The sequence below is a fragment of the Caulobacter sp. GW821-FHT09A05 genome (assembly GCF_059418465.1).
Genome location: NZ_JBWKPX010000031.1, coordinates 19,742 through 34,985, shown reverse-complemented (window position 1 = coordinate 34,985; position 15,244 = coordinate 19,742). Strand labels below are relative to the sequence as shown.

At 68.5% G+C, this 15,244-nt stretch carries 18 protein-coding genes; 14 read left to right on the top strand and 4 right to left on the bottom strand.

The features are described 5' to 3' along the window. Positions 1-49: 49 nt before the first annotated feature. The 6 genes from AC07NX_RS21980 (at position 50) to AC07NX_RS21955 (ending at position 4,833) form a co-directional block, all read left to right on the top strand. Positions 50-607, top strand: coding sequence for a (2Fe-2S)-binding protein (locus tag AC07NX_RS21980; protein WP_494644720.1), 558 nt, complete (start codon positions 50-52; stop codon positions 605-607). Continuing rightward, positions 604-2,790 (top strand): xanthine dehydrogenase family protein molybdopterin-binding subunit, encoded by a 2,187-nt coding sequence (locus AC07NX_RS21975; protein ID WP_494644718.1) that lies wholly within the window; start codon positions 604-606, stop codon positions 2,788-2,790. The genes AC07NX_RS21980 and AC07NX_RS21975 overlap by 4 nt, the downstream gene beginning before the upstream one ends. A 134-nt stretch (positions 2,791-2,924) precedes the next feature. Beyond that, on the top strand, positions 2,925-3,632 hold the full coding sequence (locus tag AC07NX_RS21970) for a helix-turn-helix domain-containing protein (RefSeq protein ID WP_494644717.1): 708 nt from the start codon (positions 2,925-2,927) through the stop codon (positions 3,630-3,632). A 75-nt stretch (positions 3,633-3,707) separates the two neighbouring features. After that, a complete protein-coding gene (locus AC07NX_RS21965; RefSeq protein WP_035081333.1) occupies positions 3,708-4,055 on the top strand; it encodes a hypothetical protein in 348 nt (115 codons plus the stop codon). 64 nt (positions 4,056-4,119) lie between these two features. Beyond that, positions 4,120-4,344 (top strand): hypothetical protein, encoded by a 225-nt coding sequence (locus AC07NX_RS21960; protein WP_035081335.1) that lies wholly within the window; start codon positions 4,120-4,122, stop codon positions 4,342-4,344. 72 nt (positions 4,345-4,416) lie between these two features. After that, entirely contained in the window at positions 4,417-4,833 is a 417-nt protein-coding gene (locus tag AC07NX_RS21955) for a hypothetical protein (RefSeq protein WP_494644716.1), read from the top strand. A 19-nt stretch (positions 4,834-4,852) separates the two neighbouring features. On the opposite strand, the gene AC07NX_RS21950 is transcribed toward AC07NX_RS21955, so the two are convergent. After that, positions 4,853-5,479: a nucleotidyltransferase family protein gene (locus AC07NX_RS21950; protein WP_494644714.1), complete on the bottom strand. Its 627-nt coding sequence runs from the start codon at positions 5,477-5,479 to the stop codon at positions 4,853-4,855. Between the two features lie 29 nt (positions 5,480-5,508). On the opposite strand from AC07NX_RS21950, the gene moaA reads away from it, so the two are divergent. The 6 genes from moaA (at position 5,509) to AC07NX_RS21920 (ending at position 9,038) form a co-directional block, all read left to right on the top strand. After that, on the top strand, positions 5,509-6,555 hold the full coding sequence (gene moaA / locus AC07NX_RS21945) for a GTP 3',8-cyclase MoaA (RefSeq protein WP_494644713.1): 1,047 nt from the start codon (positions 5,509-5,511) through the stop codon (positions 6,553-6,555). A gap of 13 nt (positions 6,556-6,568) precedes the next feature. Further along, positions 6,569-6,808 carry a MoaD/ThiS family protein gene (locus tag AC07NX_RS21940; protein WP_494644711.1) on the top strand — a complete coding sequence of 80 codons (240 nt, stop codon included), beginning with the start codon at positions 6,569-6,571 and terminating at the stop codon, positions 6,806-6,808. After that, the gene (locus tag AC07NX_RS21935; RefSeq protein WP_494644710.1) at positions 6,805-7,260 is read left to right on the top strand and encodes a molybdenum cofactor biosynthesis protein MoaE; all 456 of its coding nucleotides are present in this window, start codon (positions 6,805-6,807) and stop codon (positions 7,258-7,260) included. The genes AC07NX_RS21940 and AC07NX_RS21935 overlap by 4 nt, the downstream gene beginning before the upstream one ends. Positions 7,261-7,270: 10 nt before the next feature. After that, a complete protein-coding gene (gene moaB, locus AC07NX_RS21930; protein ID WP_494644708.1) occupies positions 7,271-7,822 on the top strand; it encodes a molybdenum cofactor biosynthesis protein B in 552 nt (183 codons plus the stop codon). 13 nt (positions 7,823-7,835) lie between these two features. Then, entirely contained in the window at positions 7,836-8,306 is a 471-nt protein-coding gene (moaC, locus tag AC07NX_RS21925) for a cyclic pyranopterin monophosphate synthase MoaC (protein ID WP_494644707.1), read from the top strand. A 423-nt stretch (positions 8,307-8,729) separates the two neighbouring features. After that, entirely contained in the window at positions 8,730-9,038 is a 309-nt protein-coding gene (locus tag AC07NX_RS21920; RefSeq protein ID WP_494644706.1) for a hypothetical protein, read from the top strand. Positions 9,039-9,392: 354 nt separating this feature from the next. Here AC07NX_RS21920 and AC07NX_RS21915 read toward each other — a convergent pair whose 3' ends face one another. Beyond that, a complete protein-coding gene (locus AC07NX_RS21915) occupies positions 9,393-10,397 on the bottom strand; it encodes a thymidylate synthase (protein ID WP_494644704.1) in 1,005 nt (334 codons plus the stop codon). A gap of 787 nt (positions 10,398-11,184) precedes the next feature. After that, positions 11,185-12,183: an XdhC family protein gene (locus tag AC07NX_RS21910; protein ID WP_494644703.1), complete on the bottom strand. Its 999-nt coding sequence runs from the start codon at positions 12,181-12,183 to the stop codon at positions 11,185-11,187. Positions 12,184-12,283: 100 nt separating this feature from the next. On the opposite strand from AC07NX_RS21910, the gene AC07NX_RS21905 reads away from it, so the two are divergent. After that, entirely contained in the window at positions 12,284-13,159 is an 876-nt protein-coding gene (locus tag AC07NX_RS21905) for a bifunctional regulator KidO (protein WP_019847613.1), read from the top strand. A gap of 65 nt (positions 13,160-13,224) precedes the next feature. Beyond that, complete coding sequence (locus AC07NX_RS21900; protein WP_019847614.1) at positions 13,225-13,929, top strand: glycosyltransferase family protein; 705 nt, start codon at positions 13,225-13,227, stop codon at positions 13,927-13,929. Between the two features lie 121 nt (positions 13,930-14,050). Here the strand turns inward: AC07NX_RS21900 and ald are convergent, their stop codons facing one another. Further along, a complete protein-coding gene (ald, locus tag AC07NX_RS21895; protein ID WP_494644702.1) occupies positions 14,051-15,163 on the bottom strand; it encodes an alanine dehydrogenase in 1,113 nt (370 codons plus the stop codon). Between the last annotated feature and the right edge of the window lie 81 nt (positions 15,164-15,244).

Genomic DNA, 15,244 nt, shown 5'->3' with positions numbered 1-15,244 from the left:
GCTCAGGTCGGGTCATCGGGCCCCACTTTTCGCTTGGGAGGCGAAAGCCATGACGTCGATGTTGGACATCAACGGCAAGACGGTCAGCGTGAAAGCGGCCCCCGAGACCCCCCTGCTGTGGGTGTTGCGCGACGAGCTGGGCCTGACCGGCACGAAGTTCGGCTGCGGCATGGCCCAGTGCGGGGCCTGTACGGTCCATGTCAACGGCGACCCGGTGCGCTCGTGCGTGACGCCGATCGCGGCCCTGGCGGGCGCCAAGATCGCCACCATCGAGAGCCTGGGCGGAACCCATCCGCTGCAGCAGGCCTGGGTCCGGCACGACGTCCCGCAGTGCGGCTACTGCCAGTCGGGCCAGATCATGTCGGCCGCCGCCCTGCTGGCCCAGACCAAGGCGCCCAGCGACGAGGACATCGACAACGCCATGAGCGGCAACATCTGCCGTTGCGGCACCTACCAGCGCATCCGCGCCGCCATCAAGGACGCCGCCGGCCTGACCGCGGCCCCGATGGTCGCCGCGCCGGCGGCCGCCAAGCCCCTGGCCTCCAACGACGTCGACGACGAGATCGCCGCCGCCTCGGGCTCGACCGGCCGGGGAGTGGGCCAATGAACGGGCCGTTCGAGAAATTGCGCCGCCAGGACGGCGTCAGCCGCCGCGACCTGGTGGTCGGCGCGACCCTGGTCGGCGGCGCCCTGCTGGTCGGCTGCTCGCCGGCCGACCTGATGAGCGCGGGTTCCAAGGTCGAGCCCGGCGCCTTCGGGCCGTTCATCCAGTTCGATCCGGACGGGGCGGTGACGGTGCTGTCCAAGCACATCGAGTTCGGCCAGGGCAACCACGCGGGCCTGGCGGCCATCGTCGCCGAGGAGCTGGACGCCGACTGGAGCCGGGTCAAGGTCGTCCACGCCCCCGCCAACGCCAAGCTCTACGGCAATGCCACGGCCGGCATCCAGCTGACCGGCGGCTCGTCGGCGATCTCCAATTCCTGGGAGCAGCTGCGCAAGGCCGGGGCGGCGGCGCGGGCGATGTTCGTTCAGGCGGCGGCGAGCCGCTGGAACCTCCCGGTCGGCCAGATCACCGTCAAGGACGGGGTCGTCAGCGGCGGCGGCAAGAGCGCCGGGTTCGGCGAGCTGATCGCCGACGCCGCCAAGGTGACGCCGCCCGAGACCCCGGTCCTGAAGGATCCCAAGACCTTCACCCTGATCGGCACGGACCGGGTGCGCCGCAAGGACAGCCTGATCAAGAGCACCGGCGCGGCCCGCTACACCCAGGACGTCCAGCTGCCGAACATGCTGGTGGCGGTGGTCGCCCACCCGCCGCGCTTCGGCGCCGTGGTGAAGAGCTTCAACGCCGACGACGCCAGGAAGGTGGCCGGCGTGGTCGACGTCCACGAGATCCCGACCGGGGTGGCGGTGCTCGCCGACACCACCTACGCCGCCCGCATGGGCCGCGAGGCCCTCAAGGTCGAGTGGGACGAGGGCAAGGCCGAGACCCGAAGCTCGTCGGCGATCGCCCAGCAGTGGCGCGACATCGCCGCCGGCAAGGGCCCCTCCGACCTGAAGTGGGAGGCGTTCGATTCCAAGGGCGACGCGGCGGCGGCCTCGGCCGGCAAGGGGACCTCGGTGTTCGAGACCACCTACGACTTCCCCTATCTGGCCCATGCGACCATGGAGCCGATGAACTGCGTGGCGATCGTCGACGGCAACAAGGTCAAGCTGATCCACGGCTCCCAGGCCCAGACCCTGGACCAGATGAACGCCGCCAAGATCGTCAAGACCCTGCCCGGCTCGGTCGAGGTCGAGACCCTGTTCGCCGGCGGTTCGTTCGGCCGGCGGGCCAACTTCCCGTCCGACTACGTGGCCGAGTGCGTGACCATCGCCCACAAGGTCGGAAAGGGCCGCCCGGTGAAGCTGGTCTGGACCCGGGAGGACGACATGCTGGCCGGCTTCTTCCGGCCGCTGGTCCACCATGCGGTGCGGGTGACGCTGGACAAGGACGGCTATCCGGCCACCTGGCGCCACCGGATCGTCACCCAGTCGATCATGAAGGGCTCGCCCATGCCCATGAAGGGCCCCGACCAGACCGCGATCGAGGGGACGGCCGGCTCGCCCTACCTGAAGGCCACCCCGGTCGTCGACGCCCAGCTGGCCCTGCCCGAGGGCGGCGTGCCGGTCCTGTGGTGGCGGTCGGTGGGCGCGACCCACACCGCCTTCGTCATGGAGCACACGATCGACCAGCTGGCGCTGAAGGCCGGCAAGGACCCCGTCGACTATCGTCGGACGCTCTACGCCAAGGCCGGCGCCCAGCGGCACCTGGCGGCGCTGAACCTGGCGGTCGAGAAAGCCGGCCCGGCGCCGGCCGCGGGCTTCACGCGCGGCGTGGCCGTGCACGAGAGCTTCGGCTCGGTGGTCGCCCAGGTGGCCGAGGTCAAGCTGGTCGACGGCCATCCCCGGGTCGGCCGGGTGGTCACGGCCATCGACTGCGGCGTGGCGGTCTCGCCCGACCAGGTCGCGGCCCAGATGGAGGGCGGGACCTGCTTCGGCCTGTCGGCGGCGCTGTATGGCGAGATCACCCTGACGGACGGCAAGGTCGACCAGAGCAATTTCGACACCTACCGCGTGCTGCGGATGAACGAGGCGCCCACGGTCGAGACCCATATCGTGCCTTCGGGCAATCCGCCCAGCGGCGTCGGCGAGCCGGGCACGCCGGTCATCGCCCCGGCCGTGGCCAACGCGCTCCTGGCCCTGTCCAGGACCCCGACCACCCGCCTGCCGTTCGTGCGGGCCGAGGCCTGAGGGCCGGGCGCGCGACGATGGCGGGGCGTCCGGCGTAGCGAAATTCGATACGGTTTTGACGTGGCGCGCCCTCTGGTGACGTCATCAGTCAAGTCTTGCTGGACGTGAGGCGAGCCGCGAACCATTTTAGCGGCATGGTGGACTCCGGCGACAACCTGGGCTTCGAGCGGCTCACCCCCCGCGAGCGGGAGATTCTGCGGCTGATCGCCCAGCATCGCCAGTCGAAGGAAATCGCCCGCCTGCTGCGGCTGTCGCCCAAGACGGTCGAGATGCACGTGCTCAGCGCGCGGCGCCGACTGGCCGGCCTGAACCGCCGCGACGCCGCCCTGGCGTTCATCGCCTGGGAAACCGACCCCGGTAATGACTACCGTAAGCAATCAGCTGAGCTAGCCACGGCCCAGTTGGAGGGCTCTTCTCGTTTCAACAGCGAGAGCAGCCATGACGAAATCTTCCACGAACAGTCCGAACCCGACCTCGGCCTTTTTCATCGCGAGTTGGCAGTCCCTCGAAGAGGGCCTGACCCTGATGGCGGGAACGCCCGAGCGTGGTCGGCTGGTGGCGGAGACGGTCTCGGCCCTGCGCAAGGCGCAGGCGGCGGGCGATCCTCCGGGCAAGCTGCTCCTGAGGGTCCTGGCCGCGACGGCCTTCCTGGCGGACGACACGCCGCTCCGTATGGAAGGAGTTGGCGCGATGACCTGACTCCCTTGCAATGGCTGGGTCTGATCCTCGCGGTCGCCACCCTGGGCGGAATCCTGCTCGGGACGGTCACGATGGGCGCCCATGAATTCCTCTACGCCCTCCAGCGGTTCCGCGAGGGCTGGAGCCCGCCCCCGGCGCCCTGAGCGCCGAGTTTCCAGAAGCATCTTGATAGACTTGAACGTGCGGGGGGGTACCCGTGCGACCGGGAGAGTCATGCCATGAAACGCACTGAAGCCGCCCGAGCCGGCGCTGAAAAGCTGATGCGCGCCGAGGCCGCGATCGACGCCGCCCTGCGCGAAACCGCCGAACTGATGGGCCTGTTGCCCTCGCTCCGACTGGAAACCAAGCTGTCGGCCGTGATCGGCCAGGAAGCCGTCGCCAACCTGGGCGAGACCCTGGCCCACATCGTTTCGGCCCGCCGGACGATCATCGAGACCCACAGCGCCCTGGCCATCGTGCGGGCCCAGATCGGCTGCGGCGCCATGGCCGGCGGCGACCTGGACAAGGGTCCGGAAGTGCCGCGCACCGGCGGCTTCCACGCCGTACGCGGCGGCCTGGCCGCCTGATCCGCTGTTTCACCTCGTCCGCGCACGGCGCGAACCGTGCGCGACCCAAGAAAGATGATGTGCCATGAGCACCGCCCAAACCCTTCGGCAGCCGCAGGACTCGACGGCCGATGACCTGACGGAATTCCGCCAACACCTGCGCACCCTCGGGCCCGTCGAGCGCCGGATCCTGTCCGTGCTGATGCCCCAGCTGGTCGCCCTCGACCAGGCCGGCGACACCGATGGTGCGCTGAGCATCATCGAGGAGGTGAAAACCATCCTGTGGGAAGGCCGCCGCACGCGGCACTGACTCCAGGTTGCTGTTCGCCGAACCACGCTTGCGGCATGGTGGCGCTCGAACTTGGTTTCGAGCGCCACGGCCGTGCAGACCCACACCATCATTTCCTTGATTCTGGCCGTCCTGATCTGCGGCCTCGCGATGTGGCGCGGTGATCGGAGCGCCCGCTGGATCGGCGCGGCCTTCCTCGCCGACTGGGTTGGCTCCCTGCTGGTCCACCGCCGCCAGACCCTCAACGCCGACTACGGGGTGCTGGCGATCGACATGGTGACGCTGGCGGCGTTCGTCTGGATCTCGATGCGGACCCGGCGCCTCTGGACGATCGTCGCCTCGGCCTTCATGGCGATCATCGTGGCCTCGCACGTGGCGGTGATGATCGATTTCCGGGTGACCATCAACACGCTGAAGGCCAGCATGGCGATCTGGAGCTACGGGGTTCTGGCCTGCATCGCGTTCGGGACCTGGGCCGCCGCGCGTCGGCATGGCCACGCCGCCTCCTGAGCGATCACCCGTCGAGCGATCACCTGTCGCGGGCCAGGTCCTCGGGCCGGTCGACATCGAACAGCACGCCGGCGTCCGCGGCGTCGACCAGCGCCAGCCGCGCGCCCATCCCGGCCAACGTCGCGCGCGCGCCGACGTCGCCCTCCAGGGCGCGCAGGGCTGGAAAGCAGGCGCGGCCGAACAGCACCGGATGCCCGCGCCGTCCCGCGAAGCGCGGCGCGACGGCGTCGACGCCCGGAACCAGCGCGCGGACCAGGTCGCCGGCGAGGCCGGGAGGAACGCGCGGCATGTCGCCCAGGAACACCAGGGCGCCGTCCTCGCCGGGCGCCAGGGCCGCGATCCCCGCCCGCAGCGAGGCGCCCATGCCCTCGGCGGCGTCGGCCGCCACCACGATCTCGAAATCGGCGTCCCGGCCCAGTCCCCGGGCATGATCGGCGGCGAAGGCGGCCAGGTCCGGATCGCCGTCGGTGACCAGCAGAACCCGCCGAACCGGGGCCGCGAAGGCCGCGTCCAGGGCGCCGGCCACCAGCGGACGGCCCTCGAACGGCGCCAGCAGCTTGCGGTCGCCGGGATGTCTGGCGAACCGGCGCCCGGCCCCCGCCGCCAGGACCACGGCGTCGCACCCTGCGCTTTTGCTTTCCGCCATGCCCTCACGCGCCTATTCTGTCCGCAGACATGACGCCCTATGACGCCAGCCCCGCGCAAGCGGCAAGCCATTCCCCGCGCCTGCCCAGCCGCCTGATCGACGGCTTCGGCCGCGCGGTGACCTATCTGCGCGTCTCGGTCACCGACCGCTGCGACCTGCGCTGCACCTATTGCATGGCCGAGCACATGACCTTCCTGCCGAAGGCGGAGGTCCTGTCGCTGGAGGAGCTGGATCGCCTGGCCTCGGCCTTCGTGGACCTGGGCGTGCGCAAGCTGCGGCTGACCGGCGGCGAGCCCTTGGTCCGCAAGGGGATCATGACCCTGGTCGAGGGCCTGTCGCGCCACCTGCGGTCCGGGGCCCTGGACGAGCTGACCCTGACCACCAACGGCACCCAGCTGGCCGGTCACGCCGCCGACCTGGCCCGGCTGGGGGTCCGGCGGATCAATGTCTCGCTCGACACCCTAAAGCCCGACCTGTTCCGCAAGCTGACCCGGGGCGGCGACCTGTCCAAGGTGCTGGCCGGGATCGACGCGGCCCTGGCGGCCGGGATCCAGGTCAAGGTCAACGCCGTGGCCCTCAAGCACGACAACGCCGGCGAACTGCCGGCCCTGATCCAGTGGGCGCACGGCCTGGGCGCCGACATGACCCTGATCGAGACCATGCCGCTGGGCGAGATCGACGAGGACCGCACCGACCAGTACCTGTCGCTGCAGGATGTCCGCCGCGACCTCTCGTCGTTCTGGACCCTGACGGACCTGGCCTACGCCACCGGCGGCCCGGCCCGCTATGTCCGGGTCGAGGAGACCGGCGGGCGGCTGGGCCTGATCACCCCGCTGAGCCACAATTTCTGCGAGGCCTGCAATCGGGTGCGCCTGACCTGCACCGGCACGCTGCACACCTGCCTGGGCCGCGACGACGCCAGCGACCTGCGGGCGGTGATCCGCGGCGGGGCCGACGAGGCGGGTCTGGAGCGGGCGATCTTCGCGGCCATCGGCGCCAAGCCGCAGGGCCACGACTTCCGGATCGACGGCGCGCGGCCGGCGGTGGCCCGCCACATGTCGACGACGGGCGGTTAGGGGGCGGTCGACCGTGGCGCGGGTTCTGCTGTTTGGACGTTTGGCCGACCAGGCCGGCTGGCGCGACCGCACCGTCGAGGCCGGCTCGATCGCCGACCTGCGCCGGGCCCTGGCGGATGGCGACGCCGCCCTGGGCGAGGCCCTGGCCGGTCCGGGCGTGCAGGTGGCGGTCGACAAGGTCCTGGTTCGCGGCGAGGCCAACCTGGCGGCCGGGACCGAGGTGGCGTTCCTGCCGCCGATGAGCGGCGGATGACGATCCTCCCGTCCATCAGCCTGACCGCCCAGGCCTTCGAGCCGGGAACCTTGCTGACGACCTTCTGCGCCGGCCGCGACGAGACCGGCGCGGTGGCCAGCTTCGTGGGCCTGGCGCGGGCCGAGCGGGGCCAGGCCATCGCCCTGGAGCTGGAGGCCTATCCCGGCTTCACCGATGCGGCGATCGCCGCCTTCGCCGAAGAGGCCAAGGCGCGGTTCGAGCTGCAGGACTACCGGATCGTTCATCGCATCGGCCGGATCGCGCCGGGCGAGGCGATCGTCTTCGTGGCCACGGCGGCGGGCCATCGCCGCGCCGCCTTCGAGGCCTGCGACTTCCTGATGGACTATCTGAAGAGCCGCGCGCCGTTCTGGAAGAAGGAGCACGGCCCCGACGGCGACCGCTGGATCGAGCCGACGGCTCGCGATAGGACCGACGCGGAACGCTGGGATTAGGAGAGCATCAATGTCGGCAGGCCTCACCCCGGGCGGCGGGATCAAGCCGGAACTTCCGTTCAAGCCGGTGCGGGTGGCGATCCTGACCGTCTCCGACACCCGCGACGAAACCACCGACACCTCGGGCCAGCTGCTGGTCGACCGCGTCAAGGACGCCGGCCACGACCTGGCCGGCCGGGCGGTGGTTCGCGACGACATCGAGACGATCCGCGGGACGGTGCGCGACTGGATCGCCGGCGGCCAGGTCGACGCGATCGTCACCACCGGCGGCACCGGCCTGACCGGCCGCGACGTCACGGTCGAGGCCCTGGAGCCGCTGTTCGACAAGAGGATCGACGGCTTCTCGGTGGTGTTCCACCTGGTCAGCTACGCCTCGGTGGGCCTGTCGACCCTGCAGAGCCGCGCCACGGCCGGCCTGATCGACGGGGTGTTCGTGTTCTGCCTGCCGGGCAGCAACGGAGCGGTCCGCGACGGCTGGGACAAGGTCATCTCCGCCCAGCTCGACAGCCGCCACAGGCCCTGCAACATGGTCGAACTGATGCCCCGACTCCTGGAACAATAGGGCTGCTGGAACCGTGACCCGCCTGACCCACATCGACGACCAGGGCCGCGCCCGGATGGTGGACGTCTCGGACAAGGCCGAGACGGCCCGCGAGGCGATCGCCGTCGGCTTCGTGCGCATGGCCCCCGAGACCCTGGCCCTGGCGATCTCCGGAACCGGCCGCAAGGGCGACGTCCGCGCCGTGGCCGAGATCGCCGGAGTCATGGCGGCGAAGAAGACCTCGGACCTGATCCCCCTGTGCCACCCCCTGGCCCTGTCCAAGGTCGAGGTCTCGATCGAACCGGCCGAGGGCGGGCTGGCGGTGATGGCCCGCGTCAAGCTGAAGGGCCAGACGGGCGTGGAAATGGAGGCCCTGACCGCCGTCTCGGTGGCCTGCCTGACCATCTACGACATGCTCAAGGCCGCCGAGAAGGGCATGGTCATCGAGACCGTGCGCCTGGTTGAGAAGACCGGCGGGAAATCGGGGGATTGGCGGGCGGAGTAGGGGTTGGCGGGGACGGGGGTGATGGCTCTAGCAGGCTGTTGAAAAAGTCGCTCCGACAGGCCGATTTCCGCGATTTGGCTGGCTTAGCGTGAACTGAAACCAAATCCGCCCATTGAAAACATTGGCCCTTTTGATTCCACTCGGGTGACTTCAGCCTCTTCGAAGGGGTCAAAAATCGAATTTCAACAGCCTGCTAGGTGACGTTGCGAGGTTCTGCTCTCCGGTAGTTGCGTGGCTCAATCTGCAACGCTCCCGCTCAGAGAAACATGACAGGCTTCACTCCGACGTTTCGAAGGCGCGGGCGGAGCACAGCTGAAGTTCAGCATCAAAACCGTGGTCAAGCTAAGCCACTTCGTGCCACAGTCGCATGTAGTCGCGTTGCCCGATTCCGTTGAGAGCGGAGATTATAGCGGTGAGAAGCGGTTGGACCTTGCCTTTGCGGATAAAGCGCTTCGCTACATTTGCGAGAGCCAAGTGAAGGCCCGCAAGGAACTTGGCGATGACGCTGCGGCGCAGCTTCAGGCCCGCCTCGCCGATATTGAGGTGATCGACGCCATCACGGAGCTGACCTGGGTTCCAGTGACTCTTGGGTCGACAGCCATTGATATCGAATTTTACCCGGGTTTTCGCTTGATCGCCGCGGCAAATGAAGCCAATCCGCCGCTCCAAGGAAATGCCGTTGATTGGACCAAGGTGGAACGATTGCTGCTGAAGAAGCTTGAAAGAGCATGAGCGACCATTCTGCCTTTGAACGGGATTGGCGTGTGTCGCCGGGCGCGACCGTTCAAGACATCATGTCAGCCCGCAATCTGCTCCGTGGAGACGTTAGCGCACTCCTGGACCTGTCGCCGGAGGATCTGGACAGCCTTATCAAGGGCGACCGGGTTATCGACCTGGATCTCGCCGAACGGCTAGCTGACGTTTTCGGGACCAGCACGCCCTTTTGGATCAAGCGTGATCAGCTATATCGGCAGGCGCCTGTTAGCGCGGATGGCGATGCCCTAGCCTCCGAACAGGCGCGCTTTCTCGATCAACTGCCTCTACGAGATATGAAAGTCCTCGGTTGGCTGGACGACCTGGACGGGATCAGCAGGCGTGAGGCGGCGCTGCGCTTTTTCGAGGACGACTATGGCGACTGCGTATGTAGGTTCTGTAGTAGATTGACGACATGTCGTTCTGGAGCTTAACGACTTGTCTCAGCTTCTCTGTCTTGCCGTCGTAATCCTTCGTAAGTGCATAGATTGACAGAAGGCGAGCCATGTCGCCCCAAAATGGCGTAAGGGGGGCTGTTGCGGCGATCGCATTTTCAACTCCCGCAGCGCGCTCGGTTCGGATCTGCTTCTCGATGGCTATGAGCTGCCGGATCTCGGGCCATTGATCGCCGGGCGGCATGGCGGGCATAGCCGTTGTCGGCTGGAGGCCCTCTTGGAGATACAAATCCACCTGATCTCTAAATTTGTCATAGATGTGCAGGCTTCCCACTAGGTGTTTGTATTTCCCGAGTTTATATCCAAGCTCGTTGGCGACAATTTCTTGAAGCATAGTGAACGTGAATACGTCGTGGGGGAGGCCCCAGTACGCGTCATTCGATCGCATATGCACGATGAGGTGCAAAAAGCCGTTTCTTTGGAGAAATTGAAGCGTGCAAGTGCATGGAACGTCTTTTCGCTTCTTAAGAATGTCCTTGCGGTCAAAAAGTTGGATTACTGCTTGTCGCGAGGTTGGTTTCTTTCTGAGTGTCGCCAGAACGACGTCATATTGCGATCGTGTTCCGTCGAAAATGCGTGGACCGTAAGCGCCCCAAACTGTGCCATTTTTTTCTGCAAATTTCCTATATTCACTTAGGTAGTACTCCATTTGTACCACGTCATTCGAGCCAGTCGCATACCAGAGGAATTCGCCAAGGCAGCTAAAGATAGTACCCTTAACCTTTGTTCTACTAAGTCGAGCGCGCGGTTGAGTTAACTCAAGGGAGACGCCAGTTATCTCGGCATTGGCACCCTTTGTTGCGGTGAGGTGTACTCCGTTTTTAAGAATCTTCTTAAAAACTCGAACCAAGAGATCATCAAGTGTAGCTGCCTTGAGATACATCGCAAAGTCGCCCGCACCCGCTTCGACTCACATTTGTGAAGGTTGCTTCAAACCCGCGCTGGTTGCGAGTGCCCGCATCCGAGTTCTCGACCTACCAACCGAACGCTTGGCTTCCTGAGGTGCGCCAAGGGCAGCAATTGGCGCCTAGCTGATGTTTGAAACTTCCACTGTCAGACCCTTCATCCGTCCAGATGAGTGACGAGGATTGTCTTTCCATTCTTGATCCGCTCACCCCGCCATTAGACAGGACGACCGGAGCTTTTGGACTTATCCTCCGCGGTCAGCCAATGAACTCCAGCAAAATCAACGTCTTGAAAAATATCGACCCGTTTTCGTCCTCATCTTGCCGGGCGGCCTTATCCTGATCTCACCTGAAGGCATGGGGAGGGCGCACGTACGGCGACCGATGCGGCTTTCGGGGGTGGACGAGCGGGAAGGCCTTGTCCGCCGTGTCTCCTCGGAGACATCCCAGGTTGGTTCGCAGCAGGTTCGCCTCAGTCGCGACGAAGCTTCGGCGCCGGGACAGGCGGATCAGGCCGGCAGGCCCGGGCTGAAATCGCCCGGGCGGACCAGGGTGAGCCAACACCCTGCCCGTCGGGGGCCTCCATCGGAGCGGGTTAAGAATCCGCGACCCGAAGGCTTCCGGATAACGGCTCCACGCGAAGCGCCTGCACTTCGTCGAAACGGTACCCATAACTGCAAATCATCCGGGCGAGGCCCGGGCGCTTCGCACCCTTCCCATCAAGCTCAGCGAGCGATCGCGTGAGGCGGCGAAGCCGCGCGGCCGTCACGTCTCGCGCCGCGCCAGGGCCGGCTGCCCGTGCCGCGTGGCCATGATCTCGCCGATCACCGCCACGGCCACCTCGAACGGCGCCTTGCCGCCCAGGTCGAGACCGATCGGGGCGCGCAGCTTGCGGAGATCCTGTTCGCTCACGCCGTCGGCCCGCAGGCGGTCCAGCCGCGCGCCCAGCCGCCGCCGGGCGCCCAGCAGGCCGACATAGGGCGCGGCCGAGGGCAGGGCGGCCAGCAGGGCCTGGTGGTCGACCGCCTCGTCGTGGCCGCAGATCGCCACCGCCGTCCAGGCGTCCAGGCCGATCGCCGCCGCGGCCCCGGCCACGTCGTCGCGGCGATAGGCCACACCGGCCAGGGGCGGCGGCGCGGTCGGGCCCTTGGGGCGGACCAGGGTGGTCTGGAAACCGGACTGGGCGCCCAGGCTGGCCACCGCCAGGGCGGTGGGATCGCCGCCGAACACCACCAGCCGGGGCGGCGGGTCGAACCGCCGCGAAAAGGCGCCCGGCCAGGCCGGGGCGGCGTCGGGCAGCGGGGCGCACAGGCGCCGCTCGCCGTCGCTGATCCAGGTCGCCGGGACCCGCGCCCGGGTCAGGTCCAACAGGGTCCGCGCCGCCGCGTCGTCCGGGGCGATCCGTTCGACCAGGATCTCGATTCGCGCCCCGCACAGCAGGCGGATATCGGGCCAGGGGCTGCCTTCGCCATAGACCAGGCGCCGGGGCCGGCCATCGGCGATGCAGGCTTTGGCGTGGGCTTCGACGTCGGCCTCGATGCAGCCGCCCGACAGGAAACCGGCGCGGCCGTTCGTCCCGAACACCATCTGCGTCCCGACCGGGCGCGGGCCGCCGTCGCCGAGGGAAATGATCGTCGCCAGCCCGGCCGGACCCCGCGCCAGGGCCTCGGCCAGGGCGGGCCGCATGTCCTCTGCCAGGCCGTGCAGCGGCCAGTCCCCGGCGGTTTCGGAGGCCTGGTCGAGCGGAGGTTCGGGAAGCTTCATCACCGGCGATGTTAACCCCTCGGCAAGTTTCCAGAAACGCCTTCTTCAAACCTTTGGGCCTAGGCTCGTCGACACTGGTGTTCAATCCGCACGGATTTTCATGTCGCTCTCGGTTTCCAAGCTCGGTCTCGCCGCCGCCCAGTTCGGACTGGACGGCATGAGCGCGTCGCCGCGCGCCCGTTCGCCGGAAACCGAAGCCCGTGACATCCTCAACATCGCCGCCCGCGCCCGCCTGTCGGTGCTGGACGTGTCGGGCAACTACGGCCGGGCCGAACAGGTGCTGGGCGACCTGATCCCGCGTCCCGTGCCGTTCCGCGTCACCCTGTCGGCCGCCCGCGCCGACCGCGGCCCGGACTTCGTCGAGGCCGAGGCCCGCGCCTCGCTGCGCCGCCTGGCCGTGGAGCGCGCCGACGCCATCATCGTGCCTTCGCCCGCCGAGCTGTTCGGTCCGCACGGGGCCGCCGTCTGGGACCGCCTGGCCCGGCTGCGCGACGAGGGCCTGTTCGCCAAGGTCGGCGTCGCCGCCCACGCCAGCGACGATCCGGTGGGCGTGGCCCGCCGCTTCAAGCCCGACATCCTCCAGGCGCCCGCCAGCCTGCTGGACCAGCGCCTGCTGGCCGACGGCTCGCTGCAGCGCATCGCCGGCATGGGGATCGAGGTGCAGCTGCGCTCGATCTTCCTGAACGGCCTGCTGTTCCTGCCGCCCGACCGCGTGCCCGCCCAGCTGAAGGGGGCCTCGGGCCGCCTGTCGAAGGTGCGGCGGATGATCGCCGAGGGCCGTTCCGACCCGCTGCAGGCCGCCCTGGGCTTCGCCCTGTCGCGCGTCGAGGCCAGCGCCGTCCTGGTGGGCGTCACCTCGGCCGCCGAGCTGTCGGCCGTGGTCGCCGCGGCCTCCAGCCCGCCGCCCGACCTCGACTGGGACGACATGGCCATCGACGATCCGGTGGCCCTGGACCCGCGACGTTGGGTCGCCTGACGCTCAGGCGAATCTGAGCGCAGCCTCAGGACAAGAGCTGGGGAACATAGAGGGAGCCGAACGCCATGATCCTCGCCGTCGTCCAGGCCCGCATGGGCTCCAAGCGTCTGCCCGGCAAGGCCGTGGCCACCCTCCAGGGCCAGCCGATGATCCTGCGCCAGCTGGAGCGGCTGCGCGGCGCCCGGCGCCTGACCAAGATCATCGTCGCCACCAGTAGCGACGCCGCCGACGACGGCCTGGCCGGACTGGTGGTGTCGCGCGGCTACGCCGTGCACCGCGGCGCGGGCAGCGACATCCTCGACCGCATCGCCCGCTGCGCCGAGGCCGCCGGCCCGGTCAGCCACATTGTCCGCATCAAGGGCGACGCGCCGTTCGTCGACCCGGCCGTCATCGACGAGGCCGTCCGCCTGGCCCAGGCCACCGGCGCGGCCTACACCTCCAACCGCGTGGAGCGCACCTTCCCGGCCGGCCTCGAGGTCGAGGTGATCACGGTCGAGGCGCTGCGGATCGCCGCCGCCGAGGTTCGCGACCCGCTGGCCATGATCTCGCCGACCGCCGCCATCCGCGCCCGGCCCGACCGCTTCCGCCAGGCCCACCTGAAGGCCCATCGCGACTGGTCGCACTACGACTGGCGGGTCAAGACCCCGGCGGACCTGGCCTTCGCCCGCTCGATCTACGACGCGCTGTACGCGGCCGATCCGGGCTTCTCGATGCACGACGTGCTGGACCTGGTGGAGAGCCACCAGGACCTGGGCCGGTTCGCGGCCTAGGCCGGAGAGAACCCCCTCCGGCCCTCCAGGCCACCTCCCCCAGAGGGGGAGGATCTCTGTCGTGCGGATGCTCCCCTCTGGGGGAGCTGTCGCGAAGCGACTGAGGGGGGGGGCCGCCCCCCTACTTCCAAGCCCCGTAAGGATCCACCGACGCCTTGCCCAGCGCCTCGGCCACGGCGGGGTGGGTCAGCTGGCCCGCCAGGACGTTGAGGCCCTTGGCCAGGTGCACGTTGCTCTTCAGCGCGTCCAGGCCGTGGTCGGCCAGGGCCAGGCCGAACGGCAGGGTGGCGTTGCCCAGGGCCTCGGACGAGGTGCGCGGCGCGGCGCCGGGCATGTTGGCCACGCAATAGTGCACCACGCCATCGACCGTGTAGGTCGGCTCGGCGTGGGTGGTCGGGTGGCTGGTCTCGAAACAGCCGCCCTGGTCGATCGAGACGTCGACCAGCACCGAGCCGGGCTTCATCTTCGACAGGTGCTCGCGCTTGACCAGCTTGGGCGCCGCGGCCCCGGCCGTCAGCACCGCGCCGATGATCACGTCGGCCTTGAGGATCTCGTCCTCCACGGCCGCCAGGGTCGAATAGCGGGTGAGGATGCGGCCCTGGTACAGGTCGTCCAGCTCGCGCATGCGGGGGATCGAGCGTTCCAGCACCACCACCTCGGCGCCCAGGCCGGCGGCCATGCGCGCGGCGTTGGAGCCGACCACGCCGCCGCCCAGCACCGCCACCCGGGCCGGGGGCACGCCGGGCACGCCGCAGAGCAGCAGGCCCATGCCGCCATTGTGCTTGAGCAGGGTCTCGGCGGCGCTGAACACCGCGATGCGGCCGGCCACCTCCGACATCGGGGCCAGCAGCGGCAGGCCGCCGCGCGCGTCGGTGACGGTCTCGTAGGCGATGGCCGCGCAGCCGCTGTTCAGCAGGCCTTCGGTCTGGGCCGGGTCGGGGGCCAGGTGGAGGTAGGTGAACAGGATGTGGCGAGGCGTCAGGCGCTCCCACTCCACCTTCTGCGGTTCCTTGACCTTGATGATCAGCTCGGCGCCCGCGAACACCGCGTCGGCGTCGGGCGCGATGGTCGCCCCGGCCTTGACGTAGAGGTCGTCGCCATAGCCGGCCCCCAGGCCCGCGCCGGCCTGGACCAGCACCGCGTGGCCATGGCCCACATATTCGCGCACGGCGGTGGGGGTCAGGCCGACCCGGTGTTCGCCCGGTTTGATCTCGGAAGGCACTCCAACGCGCATGATAGTCTCCTCCAGGTGGCTTTTGACGCTGGTTTACGCCCGAGTTCATGCAGGTTCCTGGGGAGTTTCATGCGCCCAGAA

What these genes read in the sequence shown, in the direction of transcription:
- AC07NX_RS21910 (WP_494644703.1), bottom strand. Translation starts at nt 12,183, where the DNA reads ATGAAGCTTCCCGAACCTCCGCTCGACCAGGCCTCCGAAACCGCCGGG.
- AC07NX_RS21905 (WP_019847613.1), top strand. Translation starts at nt 12,284, where the DNA reads ATGTCGCTCTCGGTTTCCAAGCTCGGTCTCGCCGCCGCCCAGTTCGGA.
- AC07NX_RS21975 (WP_494644718.1), top strand. Translation starts at nt 604, where the DNA reads ATGAACGGGCCGTTCGAGAAATTGCGCCGCCAGGACGGCGTCAGCCGC.
- AC07NX_RS21900 (WP_019847614.1), top strand. Translation starts at nt 13,225, where the DNA reads ATGATCCTCGCCGTCGTCCAGGCCCGCATGGGCTCCAAGCGTCTGCCC.
- AC07NX_RS21915 (WP_494644704.1), bottom strand. Translation starts at nt 10,397, where the DNA reads ATGTATCTCAAGGCAGCTACACTTGATGATCTCTTGGTTCGAGTTTTT.
- AC07NX_RS21950 (WP_494644714.1), bottom strand. Translation starts at nt 5,479, where the DNA reads ATGGCGGAAAGCAAAAGCGCAGGGTGCGACGCCGTGGTCCTGGCGGCG.
- AC07NX_RS21965 (WP_035081333.1), top strand. Translation starts at nt 3,708, where the DNA reads ATGAAACGCACTGAAGCCGCCCGAGCCGGCGCTGAAAAGCTGATGCGC.
- AC07NX_RS21960 (WP_035081335.1), top strand. Translation starts at nt 4,120, where the DNA reads ATGAGCACCGCCCAAACCCTTCGGCAGCCGCAGGACTCGACGGCCGAT.
- ald (WP_494644702.1), bottom strand. Translation starts at nt 15,163, where the DNA reads ATGCGCGTTGGAGTGCCTTCCGAGATCAAACCGGGCGAACACCGGGTC.
- AC07NX_RS21935 (WP_494644710.1), top strand. Translation starts at nt 6,805, where the DNA reads ATGACGATCCTCCCGTCCATCAGCCTGACCGCCCAGGCCTTCGAGCCG.
- moaA (WP_494644713.1), top strand. Translation starts at nt 5,509, where the DNA reads ATGACGCCCTATGACGCCAGCCCCGCGCAAGCGGCAAGCCATTCCCCG.
- AC07NX_RS21980 (WP_494644720.1), top strand. Translation starts at nt 50, where the DNA reads ATGACGTCGATGTTGGACATCAACGGCAAGACGGTCAGCGTGAAAGCG.
- AC07NX_RS21970 (WP_494644717.1), top strand. Translation starts at nt 2,925, where the DNA reads ATGGTGGACTCCGGCGACAACCTGGGCTTCGAGCGGCTCACCCCCCGC.
- moaB (WP_494644708.1), top strand. Translation starts at nt 7,271, where the DNA reads ATGTCGGCAGGCCTCACCCCGGGCGGCGGGATCAAGCCGGAACTTCCG.